Here is a 21,731-nt window from a genome sequence, read left to right on the forward strand (position 1 = left end):
TGTCGTTATAGCACTAGGCTTGAGGCAAGAGGCAAGAGTAAAGAAGTTTTCAGCGATTTTACGTTTCTTTACACAGTTTGGTTTTATTGTGTTCACCTACTTATCACATTTAGTAAACTTCATCATGAGTACCAACCGATTCTAAAAGGATTGCTTGTGATTCTTCATGTTCAACAAATGTAAAAATAATTCTCAAATCATATCCTGCACTACAAGCCCAAGAATCTTGTAAGTCTCCTTTTAATTTATGAGTTTTTAGGCGTGGATGAAATGGATCTGTAGATAATAACTCCAAAATACTTTGAAAATTTTCAGTAATTTCTGGTTGTTTTTTTAATATTTTGCGTGCTGCTCGAATAAATGCACTTGAACGTAATAAAACAAAATTCACGAAAGAAGCTCCTCCATGAGTTGTGCAGGAGTTGCCGTCCTACATTTGCCTTCTGAAAACTCTTTTTGTGCTTCCTGAACATCTTTCACTAGACTAGTTCTTCGGTGATCGCGTAGTCGTTTTTGTAAAATCTGAATTAAATTTTCCTGATCTTCAGGTGGCAATTGATCAGCAGCTTCTAATATTTCTGCAAAAGTTGTTCCTGTCATCATGTTCTTATTTTTGTCTTTACTTGGTCACCTTAATTATATTTTATCTAAAACAGTGACAAATAGCGATTCCTGCGGAGCGCTGCGCGATCGCATCCCATCCCATCATCCCCCAAAACAGCGATCGCATCCCCACATCCCAGCAATTACCATTCTTTCTTCAGCGGAATTAAATGGGGTAAATGGAGCTTTTGCGGCTACTACGAATACAATTTATCTATCGCAAGAGTTTATTGCAAATCATCAAGAAAATATCGCAAGTATCACCAGCGTTATTTTAGAAGAAATAGGTCATTGGGTTGATAGCCAAATTAATACTGTTGATTCACTGGGAGATGAAGGGGCGATTTTTTCGGCTTTGGTACAAGGTAATAGCCTTGATGATGCAACCTTAGTAGCTTTAAAAACGGAAGATGATTCAGGGATAATTATAATTGATGGGGAAGCGATCGCTGTAGAAAATGCTGTTACTCCTTCCATTGGTTTAAAGGTTAAATAATGCGATTGTAATTTCAGAGGGAACAGGTAACGGGCAACTTTCTAACAGGAAAAACTCATGTTTAAAAACATGAGATTGAAATAATTACACGGTCACTGAGCGGTGTCGAAGTGCTGTTTTTTTGGTGCTTACCCATCTTTTAAAAACATCTTTTTTTTGACAGAAGCTCTAAACTGGTGCAAATGAGTGTTTCTTATCTGTTCCCTGTTCCCTTTTTTTGTAACTTTTCCTGGTCTAATGAGGTACAAAATTATCTATTCATTAATGTTGCTATGAATCTTAAACCAAATTCTTCTTCAAAAACTCCTTTTTTGTAATCTAAACTCCACATTTCTAAGGCACATTCATCATCAATTAATGATGGAAATATCAACATCTTAAATTCTTTGAAGTTGGGAATATATTCACATTGAACATGAGAAATAGCCCCTATTTGTCTTCTGTCTAAAGCAACAGCTAACCTTAAAATTGCACTGAGTTGATTAACCATTGTCCGATGTTCTTTGTGCAATAGATTCCGATAGCTTTCATGTTTTTTCTTGGGTGGAGATTTGCGGTGATAACGGGCTATATTGGCAATAATTTCGATTTCGGTTTCGTTATAACCCAGTAATTCACCATTTCTAATTAAGTAGTATGAATGTTTGTGGTGTGATGAATGACTGACATAGTGACCACAATTGTGTAAAATGGCAGCAGCCCATAGTAATTGACGTTGATCTGCATTCCAATAATGTAATTGTCCTTTGGTTTGGTCAAATATATTAAGTGCAAAAGCGGTAACACGCTCGCTATGTTCTAAGTTAGTTTGATATTTTTTGGCAGTTTTTAATACACTGCGTTCCCGAATGGAACTTTGAAACCGCAGTCTGTTGTCAATGAAGCCATGAGTTAGCATCCAGTCTACAATTACACCTTCCCTAAGAGATCGCTCACAGACTGTTACGGATTGTACTCCTAGCAAGGTCATTGCTTCCTGTAAAATTACTGCCCCTGAAAGTATCACTTCTGACCTTTTTTCTGGCATCCCAGGAACGGTAGCCCGTTCCACATTGGTCATTTTGCGGAGGCGATTTACCCAGGTTCGCAAGTCTTGGAGACTGAATTGATACCCATTGAGGGTGGAAGGAACAAGACCTAATTTTTCCCGCGCATGGATGGTAGCGATGGTTTCTATTGTCCCAGATGTGCCGATTAACTGAGGAGAATCGCCAATTTTGAGTTTTCCTTGCACTTCTTCCACAGAACGTTCTAGCATTCCTCTAGCGTAAGCTTGGAGGTATTTAAATTCGGTTTCGCTGATGGGATCTGAGGCGATTAATTCCCCAGTTAAGCGCACTGCACCGATTTTTGTACTGGTGAGGCTGCGAGGTTCTTCACTGTCTCCTAAAATCAATTCTGTTGAACCACCACCAATGTCAATTATAATGTGTGGTTTGTTGTTAAATTCCATCCCCGACAATACACCTAAGTAGATGCGACGGGCTTCTTCAGGTCCGGAAATCAAGTCAACGCTTAAACCGACTTCGGTTTCGACTTGTTGAAGAAATTCTTGACCGTTGGGAGATTCCCGGACTGCACTTGTCGCCACAGCAACAATACTATTTGTCCCTAAGCTGTCAGCAAGAGTTTTAAATCTTCCTAAACAGGCGATCGCTTTCATCATCACTTCCGGTTTTAATTCGCCAGTAATTAAATTGCGATCGCCTAATCTCACCGTTTCCTTTTCTCTGGCAATAATGGTAAAAGATGGTAAAGTTGCTTCAATTTTTACCACCACCATGTGTAAAGAATTTGTACCAATATCAATAGCTGCAATCATCTGATTTTCTTGAACTGATTCACTAGGTTTATTTTCCCAGTTAGCCGAGATTAAATTTACCATTTTGTTATTCTCTGAATAGATGAATAGGGACTGGAGGACAAATAGCAAATAACGATATTCTATAAATGTAAAGATATGTTAAATCAGCAAATATGTTAGAAACACCAAAAATCAACCCAGAACCATTATGGCTTGTAATTATCCGGCTGTTAAGGTGGAATAAACCAGAAGGGAGGTTAATTCTGATGATACCCGCATTGTGGGCGGTATTTTTAGCCGCTGCGGGTAAACCACCTATCCCCCTGGTGGGAGTGATTATTCTCGGTAGTATCGCCACCAGTGCGGCTGGATGCGTAGTTAATGATTTATGGGATAGAGATATTGATCCCCAAGTTGAGAGAACACGCGATCGCCCGCTTGCATCTCGCGCCCTTTCCGTTCAAGTTGGGATTGTGGTGGGAATAGTCTCCCTCGTCTGTGCCGCAGTTGTCGCTTTCTATCTTAACCCTTTAAGCTTCTGGTTGTCTGTGGCCGCAGTTCCGGTAATTGTCCTTTATCCCGGTGCGAAACGGGTATTTCCTGTTCCCCAATTGGTGCTTTCGATTGCTTGGGGTTTTGCGGTTTTAATTAGTTGGAGTGCTGTTACAGCAAATATTACAGCACCGACTTGGTTGCTTTGGGGCGCGACGGTACTATGGACATTAGGATTTGATACCATTTATGCCATGAGCGATCGCCAAGATGATCAACGCATTGGCATTAATTCTAGCGCTTTATTCTTTGGTAAATATGCCCCTACAGCGATCGCTGTTTTCTTGATTGGTACGGTTATTCTCTTAGCTGGAGTCGGTTTATTAGTTAATTTAAATACAGCATTTTGGATCAGTTTAATTTTGGCTAGTATCGGCTGGATTTGGCAAATTATCCGCTTACAACAGCCTGAAATCCCTCATTCTGCTTATGGAGAAATGTTTCGCCAAAATGTCTGGATTGGTTTTTTAATGTTAGCGGGAATGATTCTTGGTTCTTTGTGAATTTGTCATCAATTTAACCAAATCAAAATTTTTCTGTCAATCTAACTCAAGCTAGATTCAAAACTATCAGGACTACTGTTTTAAAGGTTGGGATATTAATCTACAAGCTAGATGCAACCAACGGAATGAAGCGATCTATTTTAGTTAAACTCGCTCCAATAATTTTACTGTCCCTGGGTAGTTTTGGTCTAGTTATTGGCAGTTTCTGGATGAGTAAAGTTGCTAGTAAAACCAAACAATTACAGTTAATTACTGATACATCACAATATCAAGAAATCCGTAACCACCAATGGGCTGATATTCAACAAATTCAACATTTTCCCGGACAAATTCCTAGTGATTCTCAAGTTTTACAAATGGCTTATGCTTCAGGATTAACTCCCGGAAGTAGTTCTTTACAACTTCGGATCAAAGAACCACAAGCAAAGATTAAAAACCTCCTGACACAGTACAAAAAAATCTCTCAGCATCAATACCAGGGTGGGAATACAAATACTCATAGTAACCAACCCAACGGCGTACCGACAACATTCTTTTATACTAGCGATTCAGAAACAGAAACCTTTCCTAGCAGTTATGAAATATTGGTATTAAAAGCCGAAGATAAAAGCCAACCTGGTGCAAAATGGAATCATGGTAATAGTCATGGAGTCGCAATTGATGTTGCATCTTCAGAAATTATCTATTGGGCGGAAAAATGGTAAAAGCAGGAGTAAATTCAATCCCTGAAGAATAGAAGTTATATTTGATTTGTGGAGATTGCAAAAGTCAGATCCCCGGCTTCTTAAATAAGTCGGGGATCTTGTGTTATGTAGTCTTTGCGTAAGTATTGGTAGCGATCGCTCTCCCAGCGGATTTACCTGACACTGTGAATCAAATTCTGGACATAGAATTTTTACCATAACAATCACACAATCTGCAAAACCACCAACGTCATATCATCGGTATTTTGCCTATCAGCACCGATAAATTGCTCAACTTGATCAAATAGATATTCCACAATTTCCTGGGGACTATTACAATACTTACAAGCCGTTCTGAAGGATATAACAAAATTATCTTCATCAAAGCGATCGCCACCAGCCGCCGCCGCATCAGTTAAACCATCAGTATAATAAATAACTGTGTCCCCAGATTCTAACTGAACCTGAGCATTTTCATATTCGCTATTGGCATCTAAACCAATTAACATCCCGAACGTATCCAAACGGCTCACAGTTTTTGTCGCTGCGTGCCACCATAAAGGCGGATTATGGGCGGCATTACTATAAGATAAAATTCGCGTTTGCGGGTCATATTCTGAATAAAACATCGTTACAAAGCGGTGGGAATTTTCCAAATCCGCATACATAACCCGATTCAAATTTTGCAAAATTCCCGCTGGGGAATTACCATGCAATACTTCACCTCGTAGCATTCCCCGCAACATCGTCATAATCAAACCTGCGGGAACACCTTTACCCATCACATCCCCAATTACCAAACCCCAACTGGCATTTTCTGGAGATGCTTGTGGTTTCGGCTTTAACTGGTTTTGATTAGTGGGAATAAAATCATAGTAGTCACCACCAACATGATTAGCCGGTTTACAACGAGCTGCTAGAGACAAACCAGGAATATTTGGACATTGACGCGGTAAAAGTCGGCGTTGAATTTCTGCACCAATTTCTAATTCTTGATCTAAACGTGCTTTTTTTCTTAATTCTACAGATAATTCATCATTGTCAATCGCAACTGCGGTTTGGTCTGCCACTAACCGCACTAATTTTTGTCTAGTTTCTGTCCAACTATATTCTGGATCACGACTCAAAACATACAGCCAACCCCGTTCTGTATGCTTAACTAAAATAGCTGTCCCAAAGATTTGGACATCTGGACCTAAAACGGCGTGCATTTGGTCATCTAGAATGCCTGTGGAAATGGCAGCAGGACCAGAATTAGTTAAAAGAGTAATTTGACTACTGGCAGTTTCTAGGGCTTTTCTAATATTTTTTCGTTGCTGAGTATCTTGCCAATGTAGTTGTTCTAATCTAATTTGTCCATTGGGTTTATAAAGAAAAAGTGCGCTACCTTCCGCATCTGTCACTCTGGTAGCCATGAGGGGAATCAGTTCCAAAAACTGATTTAAATTATTAAAGCTTCTGAGGGCAAATCCTAAGGAACTCAGCAAGTCTTGAATTTTATTTTGTTCTCGATGCAGCCTGGACACAAGTTCTTTGAGTGCCACCACAGGAGTGACATCTGTGGTGGTGCTGCTATTACTATCAGTAGGATGGGGGGGAAATTGTGACACAGGTTAATATTGCAGTTGAGAATAGCAAATGTGTGATTCTTTATAAATACTCTTTCTTGATAAATTGTGAAATCATATTCAACGAGATTCGTGATTTTAGCAAGAGTAGAAGAAATGTTGAAGGTAATTTTTTAAGTCTTGGTTAATGCTGAGGACATTTTTGATGGTTAATTTTCCATGATGATAAATTTTCTAATTTGTCAAAAATAAATCTTTGGGAATCGGTAATTTTTATGATTAATTAACAGCCCCTAATTCTTTCACAACTGAATCAACCCTTCATATATCTTGAGAAATAAAAGTTTGCGATTAGCAAAATTACCTCTATTCCTGAGAGAATATATATTAAGAATCATCAAACTAAAAAACCAGATAGATTTTCAGTGAGTTAATTCATGGTTTTTGTGTTGCTGGAATTTTGGTTAAAACATAGTTGTCATCATGCTTTTAATCAAAACTTGTTCAATTATGGACTACAAACATTTAACCTATATACCATAAATTCTCGAAATGTTTCCTTAGATAGATTTCTTTTATGGAAAAATTTCGCTTATTTTTGCTTAATGCTCTAAATCCAGTATACTTTTATACTAGCATTTGAATTAAAGCGTGGGATTAAATATAAGTTTTACATTGCTGGGGATTTAGCTGATCAAAGGACATTAATATCCTGCGTTTATCTGCGTTTATCTGCGTTTATCTGCGTTCAATTATTCTTTAAGGCTTATTTTGTGCAGATTCATCTTAATATAAACTATTAACCAATAGATTCAATCTCACCCATATCATTGAGCAATACAGAAGATCCTACTGATAAAGATGAGATAATTTCACTAATTTTTTCCATTAAAGGTAGTAAATGATCAGGACGAGTGCTGCGAGAATCTAAAACAATAATTCTCAAAATTATATTAGTTAAATTTTGTTGATAGGGAAGATTTTTATCGGCTGTAATAAAGGCATCAAAAGGATATCTTTCAGCTAAATCAAGAATTTCTCGATCTTTCAACCCACGCCATCCCATATCATTAACATTGTAAACTATGTCGCCTTTCCTTAAAAAAGGTTGTTTGAGTTTTTTACTCAAAAGATTTTCATCTAGTAATATAATCATCAAGCACAGCGTTCTTGAGCGATGATCAATTTAGCTGTATTTTCCAAGACTTTCATAGTTTGAGTCTCCAGATAGGGAAAATCACTAATAAACTCAGCTAATCCATTCTCCCCTTCGAGATAGTCAAAAAATGTTTGTAAAGGAACACGAGTTCCCACAAAAACAGGAACTCCACCCATAATTTCGGAATCGCGGTGAATAATTCCTTGAATTTCTAATAAGTTATTTAGCGTCATTTCTCATTCTCTAAAGATAATTTCACTTTTGATTATAGCTTGAGATATAAAGACGGGTTTTATAGATTCCGCGCAGAATTTGGAATTTGTTTGTCTAGCCCCAGACTTCTAGTAGTTCGTCAAATTTATTTTGACGGATAATGATAGGAAAAAACTTCTGTTTTTCCCTCCCCTACTCTCCCCACTCCCCTACTTGCCTTTACCCGTCATTTTTGGATTGGCAGACTACTAGTCTGAGGACAATTATTTTTCGGCGACGATATTAATCGCTTAACAATGCTTCTACAAATTCATGACTAGAGAATGGACGCAAATCTTCAATTCCTTCACCAGCCCCAATAAAACGAATGGGTAAGCCTAATTGCTGGACAACGGCGAGGGCGACACCTCCTTTGGCTGTTCCGTCTAATTTGGTTAAAACAACGCCGCTGAGTTGGGCTGCTTGGGAAAATACTTCAGCTTGTCGCAATCCATTTTGTCCTAAAGTAGAATCAAGAACTAACAGCGATTCTACACGGGCATTGGGGGCTTTTTTATCAATGATTTTGCGGATTTTGCTGAGTTCGTCCATGAGATTTTTCTTATTTTGCAGTCTCCCAGCGGTATCTATTAATAGTAGTTCGGTTTCTCTAGATTGAGCAGCAGCGATCGCATCAAACACCACGGCTGCCGGATCTGTGTTTTTCCCAGGATTAGCGATAACTTCAACACCGCTTCTCTCACCCCAAACTTTGACCTGTTCCACAGCCGCAGCCCGAAAGGTATCCGCCGCACCAATTAAGCACTTATAACCGGATTTCTGTGCTAGGTGAGAAATTTTACCGATGGTGGTAGTTTTTCCCGCCCCGTTAACTCCGGTAATTAACCAAATGGTCAGGGTGTCTTTTGCCGGTGCAAAACTAGGTTTGTCTTGATTTTGCAAGGGTGCATCTAGGATATCTCGGAGAATTTCTTTGAGATAAGCGATCGCTTGTTCTGGGGGAGTAACTTCTGCGAGTAATTTCTTTTGTAACGCACTAATAATATAATCAGTTGCCTCTACCCCCACATCTGCCTGTAGAAGTAATGATTCAATTTCATTGACAGCCTCTTGATTAAGAGGCCCTTGACCAACAATTGATTTTAGTTGGTTAAGAATATTCCGCCGAGTTTTATCTAAACCTTGACGGAGTTTTTTCAACCAAGTAATTTCTTCCAGGGAAATATCTTCAGCTTTTCTCCCTTGGGCGGCTAAAACCTTTGCTGACCACTTAAACCCATCATCAAATACCAGTTCTGGAATCTCTATTTCTGGTGCTGTCGGACTTATCTGTATTTCGGGAATTTCGGTTTCTATGGCACTAGCAATTAATTTCTCTTGTTTAGCTTGTCTTTCGGCCGCAGCCCGTTCTAAAAAAGATAAATTAGCTAATTCTGGTTCTGGTTGTAGTTCATTAACAACATCTTCAGTAATTTCTGCGATAGTTGCATCTATTTCTATCGGTGCAGTTATTTCCCCTACTTGAGTTTCTACTATTTCTTCACTGATAGTATCTTCTTCAACCGCTACAGATAATTCTGTTTCTAGTTGTTGTTTTTCTTGAATATTTTTATAAGCAGCTTTAGCAAAAGCCAACAAATCCGCCGTATCTGGTGCGGTTGTTTCTGGTTCAGTTGCTTCTACTGCGGGTGTTTCTTCCTGAGATTGGTTTTCAGGAGTATCAGCAGATTCATTATTTGGACGACGAAACCAATTAAAAGCCATTGTAGTTTATTTTAGATAAAAATTTAATTAGGATAGGAGTCACCGAGTCAGGAGTCACCGAGTCAGGAGTCAGGAGTTAAGAAAGAAAGAAAGAAAGAAAGAAAGAAGGAATAAAAGTCTTACCAATGACCAATGACCAATGACCAATGACCAATTTAAACAGTTTGTTTTTGTTCACTAACTCGACGGAGAACACCATTAATAAAACGGTGGCCATCTTCTCCACTGTAGCGTTTAGCTAATTCTACAGCTTCGTTAATAGCAATGCTGTCGGGAACTTGCATGAATTTTATTTCTGCGGTGGCTATTTGGAGGATATCTCTATCAATTTGAGCTAGACGGGTAACTTGCCAATCTACTAAAGCATTAGAAATAGATTCTTCGATAGCTTGATGGTTCTCGCTGACAGTAATAATAATCGCTTTAGCGTAATTACGAACTTCTTTATTTTGATTGGCCGACTGAATTAATTCTGGAAAATCAACAGATGTACCTAATTGATTGATAGCTATTTGGGTATAGGAAATTGCCTCTTTCAGCATGGTTCTAGCTGTATTCAAATCCGCAGCTCTCGTTTCGCTGGTTAAGAGACGATCATTACTCCGTTGTAGTTCTCCTGCGGCATTGTTCAATGTGTCCTGTACTTCTACTGTGAGAGTCCGAACTGCTCCTAAAACTAGCTTAGAAACTAATTGCTCGTCTGATAGGCTTTCTAGTTTTTTAGGGTTGATTGGTAATTGGCTCAAGGCTAATAGTGCCAATTCGCGGGCTATTTGTTGGGGTTTACGATGCTGCATAGAGTTGGGATGATGAAAAATATGTGAGTTCTAGCGCAGATGAACAATTAGCTTATCTATTTTTTGCTCACTTTGCTAGGTTGGTATCGAGTTTAGTTTCTATTTCTGGAATTTCCTGCTGTTTTATTTCCAAAGATGATATTGCTGACAGTGCAGGGAGGTGAGAAGACTGGATATTGGGGGACACTATACCACCAGATACAACGATTTTAAAAGCATCTTCAACAGATATAGAGAGATTAAGTACATCCTCTTCTGGTACTATCGCATACCATCCTGTGGTCGGATTGGGTGTAGTGGGAATAAACAGGCTAATTACAGGACGAGATATTTGACTTTGGATTTCATTGCTCATTGCTCCAGTGACAAAGGCGATCGCCCAAATGCCCGGACGAGGGTATTCTACTAAGACTACCCGGCGGAATTTACCATTAGAATCTTTTAACAGAGTTTCTAATAGTTGCTTGAGGGTTTTATATACCTGTCCAGCTAAAGGAATGGCTTGCAATAGCCGCTCACCGAAATCCAATAACCATCGTCCAGCAATGTTTCTAGCCATTAAGCCAATAGCCAAAATACTTAATAATGGCACGGCTAATCCTACTAGTAAATTAAGTATATTTACTAGAATCGGATTTAAGCCATCAAAGGGATTGAGTTGTTTAGGAACTTGGGTGAGAAAGTTAATTACCCATGTGGCTATGGTAATTGTTAACCAGATGGTGGTTGCGAGGGGAATTACCACCAGCAAACCAGCAATCAGGTCATTTTTGAAGTCTTGTTTCCACCTTTCCATTCCCAAACCCCGATTCTCCTTATTTAGCTTCGTTAAACTGTTGTGATTATTTTCCATTTCAGCAAATTAGTCACATTGCGAATATCAGAAACTGATGACAACAGGTGTCAGTGTCTTACAATAGGCTACTTCTTACTGTTAAAAAACGCCTTTTGTGTCCCTCTTTAATGGCAAAAAGTCAAGCTATCGCTACAAAAGTTCACAATTTTCCTTGTTCAATGTAAATATAGCCATTAACCCACCGTAATGGCGGCTGGTAAATCTTTTAGAGTGTTACTTATCTTTGTAATACTTGTAAATTATTGTTGCAAGTCTGAGAGATATTATCCATCCTACCGCGCTATATCGCCAAATGCTCACAATTTAGGAATGACTAAGTAGGTTGGCGTTGAAAATTGTCGTCATAGCAAGGCAAGAGGCAAGAGGCAAGAGGCAAGAGTAAAGAAGTTTTCAGCAATTTTACATTTCTTTACACAGTTTGGTTTTATTGTGTTCACCTACTTATTTGGAGTTAATGGGAATTAATTTTCGATCACTTCTCTCACCAAAGTTGCCAATTTATCTGCACTATCAGGAACAGCGATCGATGCAGCTTTCTCTGCCATTCTCCCTAATTCTGTCGGAGATTGCAACAAATTCAAAACCTGAGTCGTAAATATTCCTGGAGTCAAATCCGACTGTTTAAAGGATAAAGCCGCACCAGCTTTAGTAAACACCTCTGCATTATAAGACTGATGATCTTCCGCTGCAAAGGGATAGGGAATCAAAATTGCTGGAGTACCACAAACTGCCAATTCTGTCAAGCTACCCGCACCAGAACGACTAATAGCTAAATTAGCTCTTCGCAACAAAGCCGCCATATTATTATAAAAAGCCAAGGCTATATATTGAGGATGTTGAAGACTGTTAATATCAGGATCATTATCACCCGTCAAATGCACTATATAAGCCCCAGCTTGAAACAAAGCGTCCGCAGACTGTCGGACTAATTTATTTACGGCTACAGCCCCCTGACTACCACCAAACACCACAATTAGAGGAACACCATTAGGAATAGGTAAATCTAAAGTGTTATTAACAGTTTCATCTAAGAATTGAGAACGAACAGGAGTACCCACACAGATAGTTTTTGTCCGAGGTAAATATTGAGTAGTTACATCAAATCCTATCGCTACCACATTACACCAAGGACCAAAAAAGCGGGTAACTTTGCCGGGTAAAGCATTGGATTCATGAAAAACCACAGGTAAACCCAAAGAACGCGCTGCAATTACCGCAGGACCGGCAATATAACCCCCTGTGGTGAAAACTCCTTGGAACTTTCCTTGTTTAAGAATACGTCTGACTTTGAGAATCGAGCTGATCAATTTCCACAAGGTGCGGATAGAACCAAGACTCAAACCTTGCTGAAAACCTTCAACAGCGACCGTATTTAAAGGATATGTCTGGGGAACTAACTGAGTTTCTAGCCGATTTGGCACACCCAGCCATTCAATATTGTATTCTGGCAGTTTTTCAGCCAATGCGATCGCCGGAAACAAGTGTCCACCTGTCCCACTAGCTGCTATAAGTAATCTAATTGATGGATTTACCATTCCCGCCTATACCATTTATCGCCTAATTTCATTAAGATAAAACAAATTCCTGATCTTGTATCATCAAATCAGTAAAATCTTCCTTATGACTAAAATTATCCCTTTATTAATGAAACGTAATAAAACATTAACTGTGAGTATTTCCCTAATTTCCAGTTTACTGGCAATTGGTTTATCCAGCACTTGGCAATTGGCTCAAGCTGGTCAAACCGGAAATGCACCCGCTACACTCACGAATCTATTAACACAAATTGATAATGCTGCTAATCAAGGTAATGTCAATGGTGTAATGAAATTTTATAGCCCTACATTTACTCATGGTGACGGCTTAAACCGCAAAGCAATGGAACAAGCCTTAACAGGACTTTGGAAACGATATCCTAAATTGCGTTACACGACCAAGCTAGAATCCTGGAAATCGGAAGGCAATACAATTATTGCGGATACTGTCACCACCATTAGCGGTTTACCTGCATCTGGTAATAATAATTTAACCCTTAACTCTACCATTAAATCGCGTCAAAAAGTCACAGGTGCAAAAATCGTTCATCAAGATATTTTATCAGAACGGACTCAACTAACCTCTGGAAGTAAACCACCCCAAGTAGAAATTAAATTACCACAACAGGTAAAAGTTGGGGAAAAATATAGTTTTGATGCCATTGTCAAAGAACCATTAGGTGAGGATTTTCTGCTGGGAACAGCCATAGAAGAACCCATTCAAGGTAATAAACTCCTCAACCCCACAATTGCAAATTTAGAATTTCTCAATTCTGGTGGACTGTTCAAAATAGGACGCGCACCCTCTACTCCCGGACCTCAATGGATTTCCGCAGTAATTCGCAGAGGTGAAGATATGACTATTATTACTCAACGGTTACAGGTGGTTAAGAAGTAGTCATTGGTGATTGGTGATTGGTCATTGGTCAGTGGCAAAGAAAAACAACTAACAACTGTACGGGCGAAGCATTTGGAGAAGTATTTTTGGCAATGACCGATAATTTATCTTCCAAATGCTTCGCCCCTACTAACAACTGACAATTGACAACTGACAAATTCATGCAAAATCAAATTGTTTTTATTACTGGTGCAAGTAGCGGTATTGGTGCTGCTTGTGCCAAGATTTTTGCTCATGCTGGTGCAAAACTGATTTTAGCTGCACGGCGTTGGGAACGGTTACAACAATTAGCTGATTCTTTAGATATTGCATCTGACAAAATCCATTTATTACAACTTGATGTGTGCGAGCGCTTGGCGGTAGAATCGGCTATTGCTAACTTACCCTCATCTTGGAAAAATATTGATCTTCTGATTAACAATGCTGGTTTAAGTCGCGGTTTAAGTAAATTACATGAAGGCGACTTTCAAGACTGGGAAGAAATGATAGATACTAATATCAAAGGTTTACTTTACCTTACCCGTTATGTTGTACCAGGAATGGTAGAACGGAATCATGGTCATGTTATTAATATCGGTTCTATAGCGGGACATCAAACCTATCCCGGTGGTAATGTCTATTGTGGGACAAAAGCAGCCGTTAAAGCCATTTCTGAAGGCTTAAAACAAGACTTATTAGGAACTCCTGTGCGGGTGACTTCTGTTGACCCTGGAATGGTAGAAACAGAATTTAGTGAAGTGCGTTTTCATGGTGATACAGAACGGGCTAAAAAGGTGTATGAGGGCGTTAAACCCCTAACTCCTGATGATGTGGCTGATGTGATCTTTTTCTGTGCGACTAGAGCGAGTCACGTTAATATTAACGAAGTTATACTTATGCCTGTTGACCAAGCCAGTGCGACTTTAGTAAATCGTCAAGTGTAACCCTTCCAGACTCCGGCTGGGAATGCCCCCCAGAGGCTCTGCCTCACCTTAACCTCTTGTTCCCAGACTCCGGCTGGGAATGCCCCCCAGAGGCTCTGCCTCACCTTAACCCCAACACCACTACAAATCAAAAAAATACAATGGGACGCAGCCGCTATCATGTATTAGGAACACAACCCCACTTTCTTACCTGCACATTGGTAAATTGGATGCCATTATTTGGCAACATAGAAATTGCCCAAATTATTATAGATTCCCTCAATTTTCTCCAATGCCAGCAGCGGTTGACATTGTATGGTTATGTGATTATGGAAAACCATCTTCATCTTATCGCTGCTGCTGCCAACTTATCTAAGAGGGTGTTTGAAAAGTTATGGTTGATGTATCAAATATTTTTTACCCCACCCTAACCCTCCCCTTGTAAAGGGGAGGGAACTGGATTTTTATTGTTTCCCCCCTTTACAAGGGGAAAGGGGGGTAGCAATGTGATGAAAATTACGGAATACCACTTTTCAAACATCCTCTAAAGAAATCGCAAATTTTAAATCATTTACGGCTCGTTCTATTATTGATTTACTTGAGAAAAATAACGCCAGTTATGTACTTGACCAACTAGAATTTCATAAGTTAAAACATAAAACAAAACAGGATTATCAACTTTGGCAAGAAGGTTTTCACCCCCAGGCAATTTCTAATGAGGAAATGTTTAGACAAAAATTAGATTACATTCATCATAATCCGGTGCAACGTGGTTATGTTGATGAGCCATCTCATTGGCGTTATTCTAGTTATCGGAATTATCTGGAATTACCAAGTTTATTGGCTGTTGATTTGGTTGATTTGTGAGGTGGGATGCTTGAGGCAGAGCCTCTTGAGGGCATTCCCAGCCGGAGTCTGGGAACGAGTTAAACGAGTTGATTTGCGAGGTTTGAGGCAGAGCCTCTTGAGGGCATTCCCAGCCGGAGTCTGGGAACGAGTTGACAGCTTCAGATTTGTGTGTTATCGTGAATGAAACCAAGGCTGTAAAAGTTTCTATTAAATTAAATAGCTCGAATTTCTCAAAGGTAACAAAATAAAAAAAGATCGCTCCACTCCGTTACGCTTGGCAAGGGTAAAGAGGAAAAGAGCAGAGGGCAAAAGAGCAAGAGTGTAAAGGGCTACTAAGTCCTCGCCGCACCACTACATACAACCCGAAAACCAATATTGTTGCCGTCGAGGTTGAGGTCGTTGCGATAAGCAGAACGGCAATAGTCAGGATTGTAAAACCACGAACCACCGCGCAGCAGCTTAACGTTTTGATTAATCTCGCTTATCCATGCACTTGCATTATTAGGCGCACCCTCATAGTTATCATGCCAAGTATCAGCGCACCATTCCCAGACATTGCCGTGCATATCATATAAACCAAAGGCGTTGGGCTGAAAAGTTCCTACTGGAGTTGTTCTTCCTCGATATTCTCCCTTGGGGGCATTACCATAGGTGAAGTTACCATTATAGTTTACCACATTTGTGGTGATCGTGTCACCAAAAGCAAAAGGTTTTGCAGAACCGGCACGACAGGCATATTCCCATTCAGCTTCACTGGGTAAACGGTATTTTTGTCCTGTCTTGTGAGATAGTCTAGCACAAAACTCAACCGCATCATTCCAAGATACTTGTTCTACAGGTAGTTTATCACCTGGGAAGTAGGCAGGACGAGAATTTAATTCTCTAGCAACTGGAGGACAGGAATAAACGACTTTTTCCCATTGTTCTTGAGTAATAGTGTATTTTCCCATGTAGAAGGGTTTCACCGTTACATAGTGTTGGGGACGTTCATAATCTAAACTCTCTTCTTCTGTTTTTGGTGCGCCCATGTAAAATGTCCCACCAGGAATATAAACCATCTCCAATTTTACACCAAAACCCAAATCTTGGCTAAAAGATTGATTTAAAGATGAATTTGGAGAAGTGATAGGTAATTTATTTAATTCTTCTTGACGGGTTTTGATTTCTTGTTTGATTGACTCAATTTTATTCTCCCACTTGTTACGAAGTCCTGGATCATTTTCATTACGTTTCTCATCTTCATACTGTTTAAGAAGTTGAAAATCTTTTTCTAATTCTTCTTCAAGGTGCTGACGCAAATCCACAATTTACTTTCTCCCTAATTTTTTGATAATGAACTCCCAAGCAGACTTGATATTAAAACCAGTTCCCAATTCTAATTCACCTTCATAATTAATTAAAAAAGGAACAATTGGTAAAGTCACTGTAATTTTATGTCTAGTATCTAATTCAGGAGATTTGATAATTTCGGCAATTTCTGCTTGACTACTGGCAGGTAAAGAAGGTATGCGTGATTGTAGAACTGCCAACATTTGCAGCATTTCTGACTCAGATACTTGATTAGCTGCTACTGCATTTAACATATTTTCTGTAAAAGCTAATTAAGTCTGATTTAGCTGTTCAATAAAAACTCTCAAAATTGCTTGTTCAGAAACTTGATAACGAAGTAAAAGTGAATCTTGCTTAATAAGAACAATATTTAATTTTGCGTCTATTTGCTGTAATTGGTTTTCTATTATTTGCAGTTGATTTCCTACTACCTGTATTTGCGGTGTAGACATACCAATTAACTGTTGTTCTAGTTCTGTATATTCTTGTTTATAATTATTAATAGATTCCTGTTGTCGTTTAATTTCTTTTTTATATTTTTTTAATGTTCGAGGGTTGTCTTCAACAGTTAAGGCTTCCTCAAATTCTTTCAGTAATTTTTGGTCTTGAGTAATATGATCTAGTAAATCTGTCAATCTTTGTTGGAAAATCTGGGAAAGCATGAGTTAAATGCCTTAATTTGGGGATTGTTGAGGGTTTACGGAACTTTTCAACCTAGTGTATCATAAATATCCCCTAAATTAGCTATTAGTCATTTCAAACTTTTGCGCTATGCTATCAAATAGATAAATACAGATTATACTTAGCTGATACACCCTGCCCGCCTGGGAATGAATTCCCAGGCTGGAAGGGACATCAATTTACGTTAAGTTGACACCAATGAAGCTCTTGCTTTACCCCTACGAAAGATATAGTTTTCACCTAATACATATTTTGGGTTTTCTGTCAATGCTTGAGTCTTAATTACAAAAAATTTACAAGGTGCGTTTTACTGTGTTAATCCAGATTAACGCACCCGATAGTTAATTAAGGAACAATCAAAACAGGACAGGGAGAAAGGTTAATTACCCGCATGGTGACGCTATCAGTTGCGCCTTCTTCCGTTAAACCTAGTCCTCGACAACCCATAATAATTAAACTGGCCTCAACTTCATCAGCAACATCACAGATAGTAAAGGCTGGTTTACCTTGTCTTTCTAGTAATTCGGTTATAATTCCTTGTCCAGAAAATAAGGTTTGGGCATTTTCTAGGAGTTTGGCAACTGCTTCTGGAGATACCATAGGACTGGTAGCAGGTGCTTCTGGGTCTGGTTCTTCAACGACTGAAAGCAAAATTAAGCGACTGCCATAAGTTTGCACAATATTGGCAACTATATCAGCGGCCTCTCTGGCTTCTCGACTTTGATCAATGGGAAATAAAACTGTTTTAAACATATCTCACCTCTGCGCCCCTCACTCCGGTAAAATCTTGATGGTCATATTTTGAAGACAATAACAAAAAAGTAATCAGGAGAGTTGTACTGTGTCTAAAAAAAGTTTAGCAAGTTTATCTGCGGCTGATATATCTGGAAAACGCGCTTTAGTAAGAGTTGATTTTAATGTGCCTGTGGATGATCAAGGAAACATTACCGATGATACCCGGATTCGGGCAGCGCTGCCAACTATCCAAGATTTGACCCAAAAGGGTGCTAAGGTCATTTTAACAAGCCATTTCGGTCGTCCCAAGGGTGTAGATGAAAAATTGCGTTTAACCCCGGTTGCTAAACGTCTTTCTGAGTTGTTAGGACAGGAAGTTATCAAAACTGATGACTGTATTGGTGATGATGTTGCTGCTAAAGTTGCAGCTTTGGACAATGGCCAAGTGCTATTGTTAGAAAATGTCCGCTTTTACAAGGAAGAAGAAAAGAACGACCCCGAATTTGCTCAAAAATTGGCAGCAAACGCTGATTTTTATGTAAATGATGCTTTTGGAACTGCACACCGCGCTCACGCTTCTACTGAGGGTGTAACTAAGTTTTTAAGTCCTTCTGTAGCTGGTTATTTGGTTGAGAAGGAATTGCAATACTTACAAAGTGCAATTGAAGAACCTAAGCGTCCTTTGGCGGCTATTATTGGCGGTTCTAAGGTTTCTAGCAAAATCGGTGTGATTGAAACTTTGTTGGAAAAGTGCGATAAGTTGATCATTGGCGGTGGGATGATTTTCACCTTCTATAAAGCTCGTGGCTTGAATGTTGGTAAGTCTTTGGTTGAAGAAGACAAGCTAGAATTGGCTAAAGAGTTGGAAGCTAAAGCCAAAGAACGGGGTGTGGCTTTGTTGCTACCTACAGATATTGTTTCTGCTGATAAGTTTGCGCCTGATGCTAATGCTACTACTGTCAGCATTGAAAATATCCCTGCCGATGGTATGGGTTTAGATATTGGTCCTGATTCTATCAAGGTTTTCCAAGCGGCTTTGGCTGATTGTCAGACTGTGATTTGGAATGGGCCTATGGGTGTGTTTGAGTTTGATAAATTTGCTGCGGGTACAGAAGCGATCGCTCATACTTTAGCAGAAATTGGCAAAACCGGCGCAACTACCATTATCGGTGGTGGTGACTCTGTAGCGGCTGTGGAAAAGGTCGGTTTAGCTGACCAAATGAGCCACATTTCTACCGGTGGTGGTGCTAGTTTGGAGTTGCTAGAAGGTAAGGTTTTGCCTGGTATTGCAGCTTTAGATGAAGCGTAAGCTGTTAAATTTCGATAATTGATAACAAATTGAGTAGGGGTGTAGTTTTACATTACCTTACTCTTTTTGTTAGCATTTATCTACTAGCATTAGGAAGTTAGCCAAAGGTAAAATTATGGAAACCCAAGAATTAAAAGCCTTGATTAAGGAGATAGTTCAAGAAGTATTACAACAAGAAAAACTAACGCTTTATCATACCTTGTTACCATATATAAATAATACAGAAAATCAAGAATGGAATCAATTTTCTCTTGAACAAGCTATGAGAGGTTTAGAAAATGATCATCTCCCCGAATACACAGAAGCGGACATTATAGAAAAATGGCAATAGTTGGTCAAATTGTTTTATTCAAATTTCCCCAAACGAATCTGGCAATTGGAAAGTTACGCCCAGCACTTCTAATTAAGCCATTAATCAACAATTATGATGATTGGCTAGTTTGTATGATTTCCACTAAAACAGGGCAAGAATTGACTGGAATTGACGAAATTATTACACCCAATGATCAGGATTTTAAACAAACAGGCTTAAAATCAGAAAGTGTTTTTCGAGTCTCACGGTTAGCAGTTGTATCAGAAAAGATATTATTAGGAAATATTGGTGAAATTTCCACAGAAAGATTAGAGCGAATTAAAATCAATCTGGCAAACTGGATTTTAAGTAATTGATTTTAGGCAGTATTTATTGTACTATACAATCACTCATGTAGTTTGGGAAATATTTTTTATCCCGCGCAATTGAAAGATAAAAGATGAGGTTTTAGCTTTGTCATTCATTCCATAAATGTTGAATTTAAGGTACAAAAAATGAGTTTTAATAATTTTGCTGAATTACAAGATTTGATTCGGAGTTACAATTCAAAGTCTATTTTAGAAATAGGAACTCGGATATGTTATGAAATTTTCTACAATCAAAATAACTCAGACCCATTGATTTATTTATTAGATAATGCTAAACGTGGTTATGCAATTCGTATAATTTTATTAGCCAGTATGGGTAATCCTCATCGTAGAAAAAACATTGATGAGAAAATTTTTCATACTTATATAAATGATTACTATAATTTTGAAAATCATACTATTGCATATCCAGATGTCCTTGATCAAGAAGCAGAAACCATATTTAGATGTATTCAAACTTGGGAAGTAAAAAATACAAGCAAAGTTCGTAATTGGTTATTAAAACTTAGTGATATTTTTGATACAACAGCAATTAGGCAATATATGTTAGTTCTATTTTTGCAAAGACAAGCAGCCTTACAAAATGAAGGTTTTGGACAATCAATTTATCGAGTTCATAGAACAATCAAATTCATAGAACTTTTAGAAAGTCGCTGTAATGAAAATTTTAGGGAAAAGTTTTTCAAATCTACAGGATTAAGTTTAGAAATCTACTTTAAGCAATTCTTGGGTTGTATAGGTTTATTTACTAAAATGAATGGCTACTGCGATTTTTCTCAATTTCCTGATATTGATATTCCAGAATATGGAATCACTAATGAAACTCTCAAGTTATTTATTCAGCAAAATAGCGTACCATTTCATTCAAAATATGAAACTTCATTCAGCAGTAAAGTAAGCAAAAAGCTTCAAAATACATCTGAATTTTACAAACCTTTCTTTTACAATTTCTTTCTAGAAAAGCCATTGGTTGAATTTAGTCAAGATAAATTTTATTTGCCCGATCCTTTTTCTTTTATTGAATCATGTTGGAATCAAATTGAAAGTTTAGTTTTAAAAAACTGGACTGAAAAAGAACGAGGGAGAATTTTAAGTAGTTCATTTGAAGAATATCTTGAAAAAGTTTTACTTCCATCTATCGCTAAATCTTTCATAAAAATACCTGAAGTTGAAAATTCTAAAGATCCTTCTGATAAACGTGCTGATTTTCTCATTGAACTGCCTCAGTTTTACATAGTTCTAGAATGTAAAAATAGTCTCATGTCTCTGGATACGAGTAACTATTTCGATCCTGAAGGAATTGCCGGACTTTGGTGTCGTACACACTTGGCCGTTGAACAAATAGCTGCAACAGTAAAGGCTATTGATATTAAGGATAAGCCAGTAATTCCTCTTGTATTAACTTTTTATGACAGCATTGCATCATCGGCACTATTAACAGCAATGATCAAAAACAGTGATTATTGTGGTCGAATGGATTTGAAAATTCCCCCAATTGTGTATTCTTTGCATGAATTTGAACATCGGATATTTAATAGAAGTTTTGATAATTGGGCTGAGTTAATCCTACAAACACACAATAACCCAAATGTATGTGTAGAACCTGATAATCAAGGACATAACTATCAACACTTGGCAGATATTCAACTTTTATAATATTGAATTTGGGTAATATTGAACTTACTATTTGTAGATAGATTTTCTGTGGGTATGGAAGCGAACTGACAAGTTAGCGTTTGCGCGATCGCTAATACTCTAGCAGAAATTGGCAAAACTTGCACAACAACCGTTATCATTAGTGGTGACTCTGTAGT

General features: G+C 38.4%; 26 protein-coding genes. 11 read left to right on the forward strand and 15 right to left on the reverse strand.

The window, feature by feature from the left end; all coding sequences use genetic code 11:
* Positions 1-109: 109 nt before the first annotated feature.
* Both HGD76_RS18355 and HGD76_RS18360 read right to left on the reverse strand, forming a co-directional pair.
* Positions 110-391: a type II toxin-antitoxin system RelE/ParE family toxin gene (locus HGD76_RS18355; protein WP_148765489.1), complete on the reverse strand. Its 282-nt coding sequence runs from the start codon at positions 389-391 to the stop codon at positions 110-112.
* Entirely contained in the window at positions 388-603 is a 216-nt protein-coding gene (locus HGD76_RS18360; protein WP_148765491.1) for a hypothetical protein, read from the reverse strand. Before HGD76_RS18360 ends, HGD76_RS18355 begins: the two co-directional genes overlap by 4 nt.
* A gap of 52 nt (positions 604-655) precedes the next feature.
* Here HGD76_RS18360 and HGD76_RS18365 point away from each other — a divergent pair, with 52 nt between their 5' ends.
* Positions 656-1,099, forward strand: coding sequence for a hypothetical protein (locus tag HGD76_RS18365; RefSeq protein ID WP_168696615.1), 444 nt, complete (start codon positions 656-658; stop codon positions 1,097-1,099).
* A gap of 250 nt (positions 1,100-1,349) precedes the next feature.
* Here HGD76_RS18365 and HGD76_RS18370 read toward each other — a convergent pair whose 3' ends face one another.
* The gene (locus HGD76_RS18370) at positions 1,350-2,984 is read right to left on the reverse strand and encodes a Ppx/GppA phosphatase family protein (RefSeq protein ID WP_168696616.1); all 1,635 of its coding nucleotides are present in this window, start codon (positions 2,982-2,984) and stop codon (positions 1,350-1,352) included.
* A gap of 92 nt (positions 2,985-3,076) precedes the next feature.
* On the opposite strand from HGD76_RS18370, the gene HGD76_RS18375 reads away from it, so the two are divergent.
* On the forward strand, positions 3,077-3,958 hold the full coding sequence (locus HGD76_RS18375) for a 4-hydroxybenzoate solanesyltransferase (protein ID WP_168696617.1): 882 nt from the start codon (positions 3,077-3,079) through the stop codon (positions 3,956-3,958).
* Positions 3,959-4,083: 125 nt separating this feature from the next.
* Positions 4,084-4,662, forward strand: coding sequence for a hypothetical protein (locus HGD76_RS18380; RefSeq protein ID WP_168696618.1), 579 nt, complete (start codon positions 4,084-4,086; stop codon positions 4,660-4,662).
* 203 nt (positions 4,663-4,865) lie between these two features.
* Here HGD76_RS18380 and HGD76_RS18385 read toward each other — a convergent pair whose 3' ends face one another.
* From HGD76_RS18385 to murG, 7 genes are all read right to left on the reverse strand, one after another.
* Positions 4,866-6,251 (reverse strand): PP2C family protein-serine/threonine phosphatase, encoded by a 1,386-nt coding sequence (locus tag HGD76_RS18385; RefSeq protein WP_168696619.1) that lies wholly within the window; start codon positions 6,249-6,251, stop codon positions 4,866-4,868.
* 757 nt (positions 6,252-7,008) lie between these two features.
* The gene (locus tag HGD76_RS18390) at positions 7,009-7,365 is read right to left on the reverse strand and encodes a hypothetical protein (RefSeq protein WP_168696620.1); all 357 of its coding nucleotides are present in this window, start codon (positions 7,363-7,365) and stop codon (positions 7,009-7,011) included.
* Entirely contained in the window at positions 7,365-7,601 is a 237-nt protein-coding gene (locus HGD76_RS18395; protein ID WP_015080699.1) for a DUF433 domain-containing protein, read from the reverse strand. Before HGD76_RS18395 ends, HGD76_RS18390 begins: the two co-directional genes overlap by 1 nt.
* Before the next feature lie 262 nt (positions 7,602-7,863).
* Entirely contained in the window at positions 7,864-9,345 is a 1,482-nt protein-coding gene (gene ftsY / locus HGD76_RS18400; protein ID WP_168696621.1) for a signal recognition particle-docking protein FtsY, read from the reverse strand.
* 155 nt (positions 9,346-9,500) lie between these two features.
* Positions 9,501-10,142 carry a transcription antitermination factor NusB gene (gene nusB, locus HGD76_RS18405; RefSeq protein WP_015080701.1) on the reverse strand — a complete coding sequence of 214 codons (642 nt, stop codon included), beginning with the start codon at positions 10,140-10,142 and terminating at the stop codon, positions 9,501-9,503.
* Between the two features lie 67 nt (positions 10,143-10,209).
* The gene (locus HGD76_RS18410) at positions 10,210-10,995 is read right to left on the reverse strand and encodes a DUF502 domain-containing protein (RefSeq protein WP_168696622.1); all 786 of its coding nucleotides are present in this window, start codon (positions 10,993-10,995) and stop codon (positions 10,210-10,212) included.
* 464 nt (positions 10,996-11,459) lie between these two features.
* Positions 11,460-12,533, reverse strand: a complete 1,074-nt coding sequence (murG, locus tag HGD76_RS18415; protein WP_168632902.1) for an undecaprenyldiphospho-muramoylpentapeptide beta-N-acetylglucosaminyltransferase — start codon at positions 12,531-12,533, stop codon at positions 11,460-11,462.
* Between the two features lie 85 nt (positions 12,534-12,618).
* Between murG and HGD76_RS18420 the strand changes: the two genes are divergently transcribed.
* The 4 genes from HGD76_RS18420 (at position 12,619) to HGD76_RS25540 (ending at position 15,200) form a co-directional block, all read left to right on the forward strand.
* Complete coding sequence (locus tag HGD76_RS18420) at positions 12,619-13,431, forward strand: DUF8623 domain-containing protein (RefSeq protein WP_168696623.1); 813 nt, start codon at positions 12,619-12,621, stop codon at positions 13,429-13,431.
* Positions 13,432-13,592: 161 nt separating this feature from the next.
* Positions 13,593-14,354 (forward strand): SDR family oxidoreductase, encoded by a 762-nt coding sequence (locus HGD76_RS18425; RefSeq protein ID WP_168696624.1) that lies wholly within the window; start codon positions 13,593-13,595, stop codon positions 14,352-14,354.
* Between the two features lie 140 nt (positions 14,355-14,494).
* Positions 14,495-14,764: a hypothetical protein gene (locus HGD76_RS18430; RefSeq protein ID WP_233466923.1), complete on the forward strand. Its 270-nt coding sequence runs from the start codon at positions 14,495-14,497 to the stop codon at positions 14,762-14,764.
* Positions 14,765-15,056: 292 nt separating this feature from the next.
* Positions 15,057-15,200 carry a hypothetical protein gene (locus tag HGD76_RS25540; protein ID WP_233466924.1) on the forward strand — a complete coding sequence of 48 codons (144 nt, stop codon included), beginning with the start codon at positions 15,057-15,059 and terminating at the stop codon, positions 15,198-15,200.
* A gap of 314 nt (positions 15,201-15,514) precedes the next feature.
* Here the strand turns inward: HGD76_RS25540 and HGD76_RS18440 are convergent, their stop codons facing one another.
* The 4 genes from HGD76_RS18440 to HGD76_RS18450 form a co-directional block, all read right to left on the reverse strand.
* On the reverse strand, positions 15,515-16,486 hold the full coding sequence (locus HGD76_RS18440) for an SUMF1/EgtB/PvdO family nonheme iron enzyme (RefSeq protein ID WP_148765518.1): 972 nt from the start codon (positions 16,484-16,486) through the stop codon (positions 15,515-15,517).
* Positions 16,487-16,489: 3 nt separating this feature from the next.
* A complete protein-coding gene (locus HGD76_RS25545) occupies positions 16,490-16,765 on the reverse strand; it encodes a hypothetical protein (RefSeq protein WP_233466925.1) in 276 nt (91 codons plus the stop codon).
* Positions 16,766-16,783: 18 nt separating this feature from the next.
* The gene (locus tag HGD76_RS25550) at positions 16,784-17,173 is read right to left on the reverse strand and encodes a hypothetical protein (protein ID WP_233466926.1); all 390 of its coding nucleotides are present in this window, start codon (positions 17,171-17,173) and stop codon (positions 16,784-16,786) included.
* 364 nt (positions 17,174-17,537) lie between these two features.
* The gene (locus tag HGD76_RS18450) at positions 17,538-17,945 is read right to left on the reverse strand and encodes a universal stress protein (RefSeq protein ID WP_015080709.1); all 408 of its coding nucleotides are present in this window, start codon (positions 17,943-17,945) and stop codon (positions 17,538-17,540) included.
* Between the two features lie 88 nt (positions 17,946-18,033).
* Between HGD76_RS18450 and HGD76_RS18455 the strand changes: the two genes are divergently transcribed.
* The 4 genes from HGD76_RS18455 (at position 18,034) to HGD76_RS18470 (ending at position 21,573) form a co-directional block, all read left to right on the forward strand.
* Positions 18,034-19,236: a phosphoglycerate kinase gene (locus HGD76_RS18455; RefSeq protein ID WP_168696625.1), complete on the forward strand. Its 1,203-nt coding sequence runs from the start codon at positions 18,034-18,036 to the stop codon at positions 19,234-19,236.
* A gap of 115 nt (positions 19,237-19,351) precedes the next feature.
* Positions 19,352-19,567 carry a hypothetical protein gene (locus HGD76_RS18460; RefSeq protein ID WP_015080711.1) on the forward strand — a complete coding sequence of 72 codons (216 nt, stop codon included), beginning with the start codon at positions 19,352-19,354 and terminating at the stop codon, positions 19,565-19,567.
* A complete protein-coding gene (locus HGD76_RS18465; protein WP_168696626.1) occupies positions 19,558-19,905 on the forward strand; it encodes a type II toxin-antitoxin system PemK/MazF family toxin in 348 nt (115 codons plus the stop codon). Before HGD76_RS18460 ends, HGD76_RS18465 begins: the two co-directional genes overlap by 10 nt.
* Positions 19,906-20,043: 138 nt before the next feature.
* Positions 20,044-21,573, forward strand: coding sequence for a hypothetical protein (locus HGD76_RS18470; RefSeq protein WP_168696627.1), 1,530 nt, complete (start codon positions 20,044-20,046; stop codon positions 21,571-21,573).
* Here HGD76_RS18470 and HGD76_RS18475 read toward each other — a convergent pair.
* Positions 21,561-21,713, reverse strand: coding sequence for a hypothetical protein (locus tag HGD76_RS18475; protein WP_168696628.1), 153 nt, complete (start codon positions 21,711-21,713; stop codon positions 21,561-21,563). The genes HGD76_RS18470 and HGD76_RS18475 overlap by 13 nt on opposite strands.
* Positions 21,714-21,731 lie beyond the last annotated feature (18 nt).

The organism is Dolichospermum flos-aquae CCAP 1403/13F, from assembly GCF_012516395.1.
GTDB lineage: Bacteria > Cyanobacteriota > Cyanobacteriia > Cyanobacteriales > Nostocaceae > Dolichospermum > Dolichospermum lemmermannii.

Coding starts and splice junctions, on each gene's coding strand:
- HGD76_RS18360 (WP_148765491.1), bottom strand. CDS start 603: ATGATGACAGGAACAACTTTTGCAGAAATATTAGAAGCTGCTGATCAA.
- HGD76_RS18370 (WP_168696616.1), bottom strand. CDS start 2,984: ATGGTAAATTTAATCTCGGCTAACTGGGAAAATAAACCTAGTGAATCA.
- HGD76_RS18375 (WP_168696617.1), top strand. CDS start 3,077: ATGTTAGAAACACCAAAAATCAACCCAGAACCATTATGGCTTGTAATT.
- HGD76_RS18380 (WP_168696618.1), top strand. CDS start 4,084: ATGAAGCGATCTATTTTAGTTAAACTCGCTCCAATAATTTTACTGTCC.
- HGD76_RS18390 (WP_168696620.1), bottom strand. CDS start 7,365: ATGATTATATTACTAGATGAAAATCTTTTGAGTAAAAAACTCAAACAA.
- HGD76_RS18395 (WP_015080699.1), bottom strand. CDS start 7,601: ATGACGCTAAATAACTTATTAGAAATTCAAGGAATTATTCACCGCGAT.
- ftsY (WP_168696621.1), bottom strand. CDS start 9,345: ATGGCTTTTAATTGGTTTCGTCGTCCAAATAATGAATCTGCTGATACT.
- nusB (WP_015080701.1), bottom strand. CDS start 10,142: ATGCAGCATCGTAAACCCCAACAAATAGCCCGCGAATTGGCACTATTA.
- HGD76_RS18410 (WP_168696622.1), bottom strand. CDS start 10,995: ATGGAAAATAATCACAACAGTTTAACGAAGCTAAATAAGGAGAATCGG.
- murG (WP_168632902.1), bottom strand. CDS start 12,533: ATGGTAAATCCATCAATTAGATTACTTATAGCAGCTAGTGGGACAGGT.
- HGD76_RS18420 (WP_168696623.1), top strand. CDS start 12,619: ATGACTAAAATTATCCCTTTATTAATGAAACGTAATAAAACATTAACT.
- HGD76_RS18425 (WP_168696624.1), top strand. CDS start 13,593: ATGCAAAATCAAATTGTTTTTATTACTGGTGCAAGTAGCGGTATTGGT.
- HGD76_RS18430 (WP_233466923.1), top strand. CDS start 14,495: ATGGGACGCAGCCGCTATCATGTATTAGGAACACAACCCCACTTTCTT.
- HGD76_RS25540 (WP_233466924.1), top strand. CDS start 15,057: ATGTTTAGACAAAAATTAGATTACATTCATCATAATCCGGTGCAACGT.
- HGD76_RS25545 (WP_233466925.1), bottom strand. CDS start 16,765: ATGTTAAATGCAGTAGCAGCTAATCAAGTATCTGAGTCAGAAATGCTG.
- HGD76_RS25550 (WP_233466926.1), bottom strand. CDS start 17,173: ATGCTTTCCCAGATTTTCCAACAAAGATTGACAGATTTACTAGATCAT.
- HGD76_RS18450 (WP_015080709.1), bottom strand. CDS start 17,945: ATGTTTAAAACAGTTTTATTTCCCATTGATCAAAGTCGAGAAGCCAGA.
- HGD76_RS18460 (WP_015080711.1), top strand. CDS start 19,352: ATGGAAACCCAAGAATTAAAAGCCTTGATTAAGGAGATAGTTCAAGAA.
- HGD76_RS18465 (WP_168696626.1), top strand. CDS start 19,558: ATGGCAATAGTTGGTCAAATTGTTTTATTCAAATTTCCCCAAACGAAT.
- HGD76_RS18470 (WP_168696627.1), top strand. CDS start 20,044: ATGAGTTTTAATAATTTTGCTGAATTACAAGATTTGATTCGGAGTTAC.
- HGD76_RS18475 (WP_168696628.1), bottom strand. CDS start 21,713: ATGATAACGGTTGTTGTGCAAGTTTTGCCAATTTCTGCTAGAGTATTA.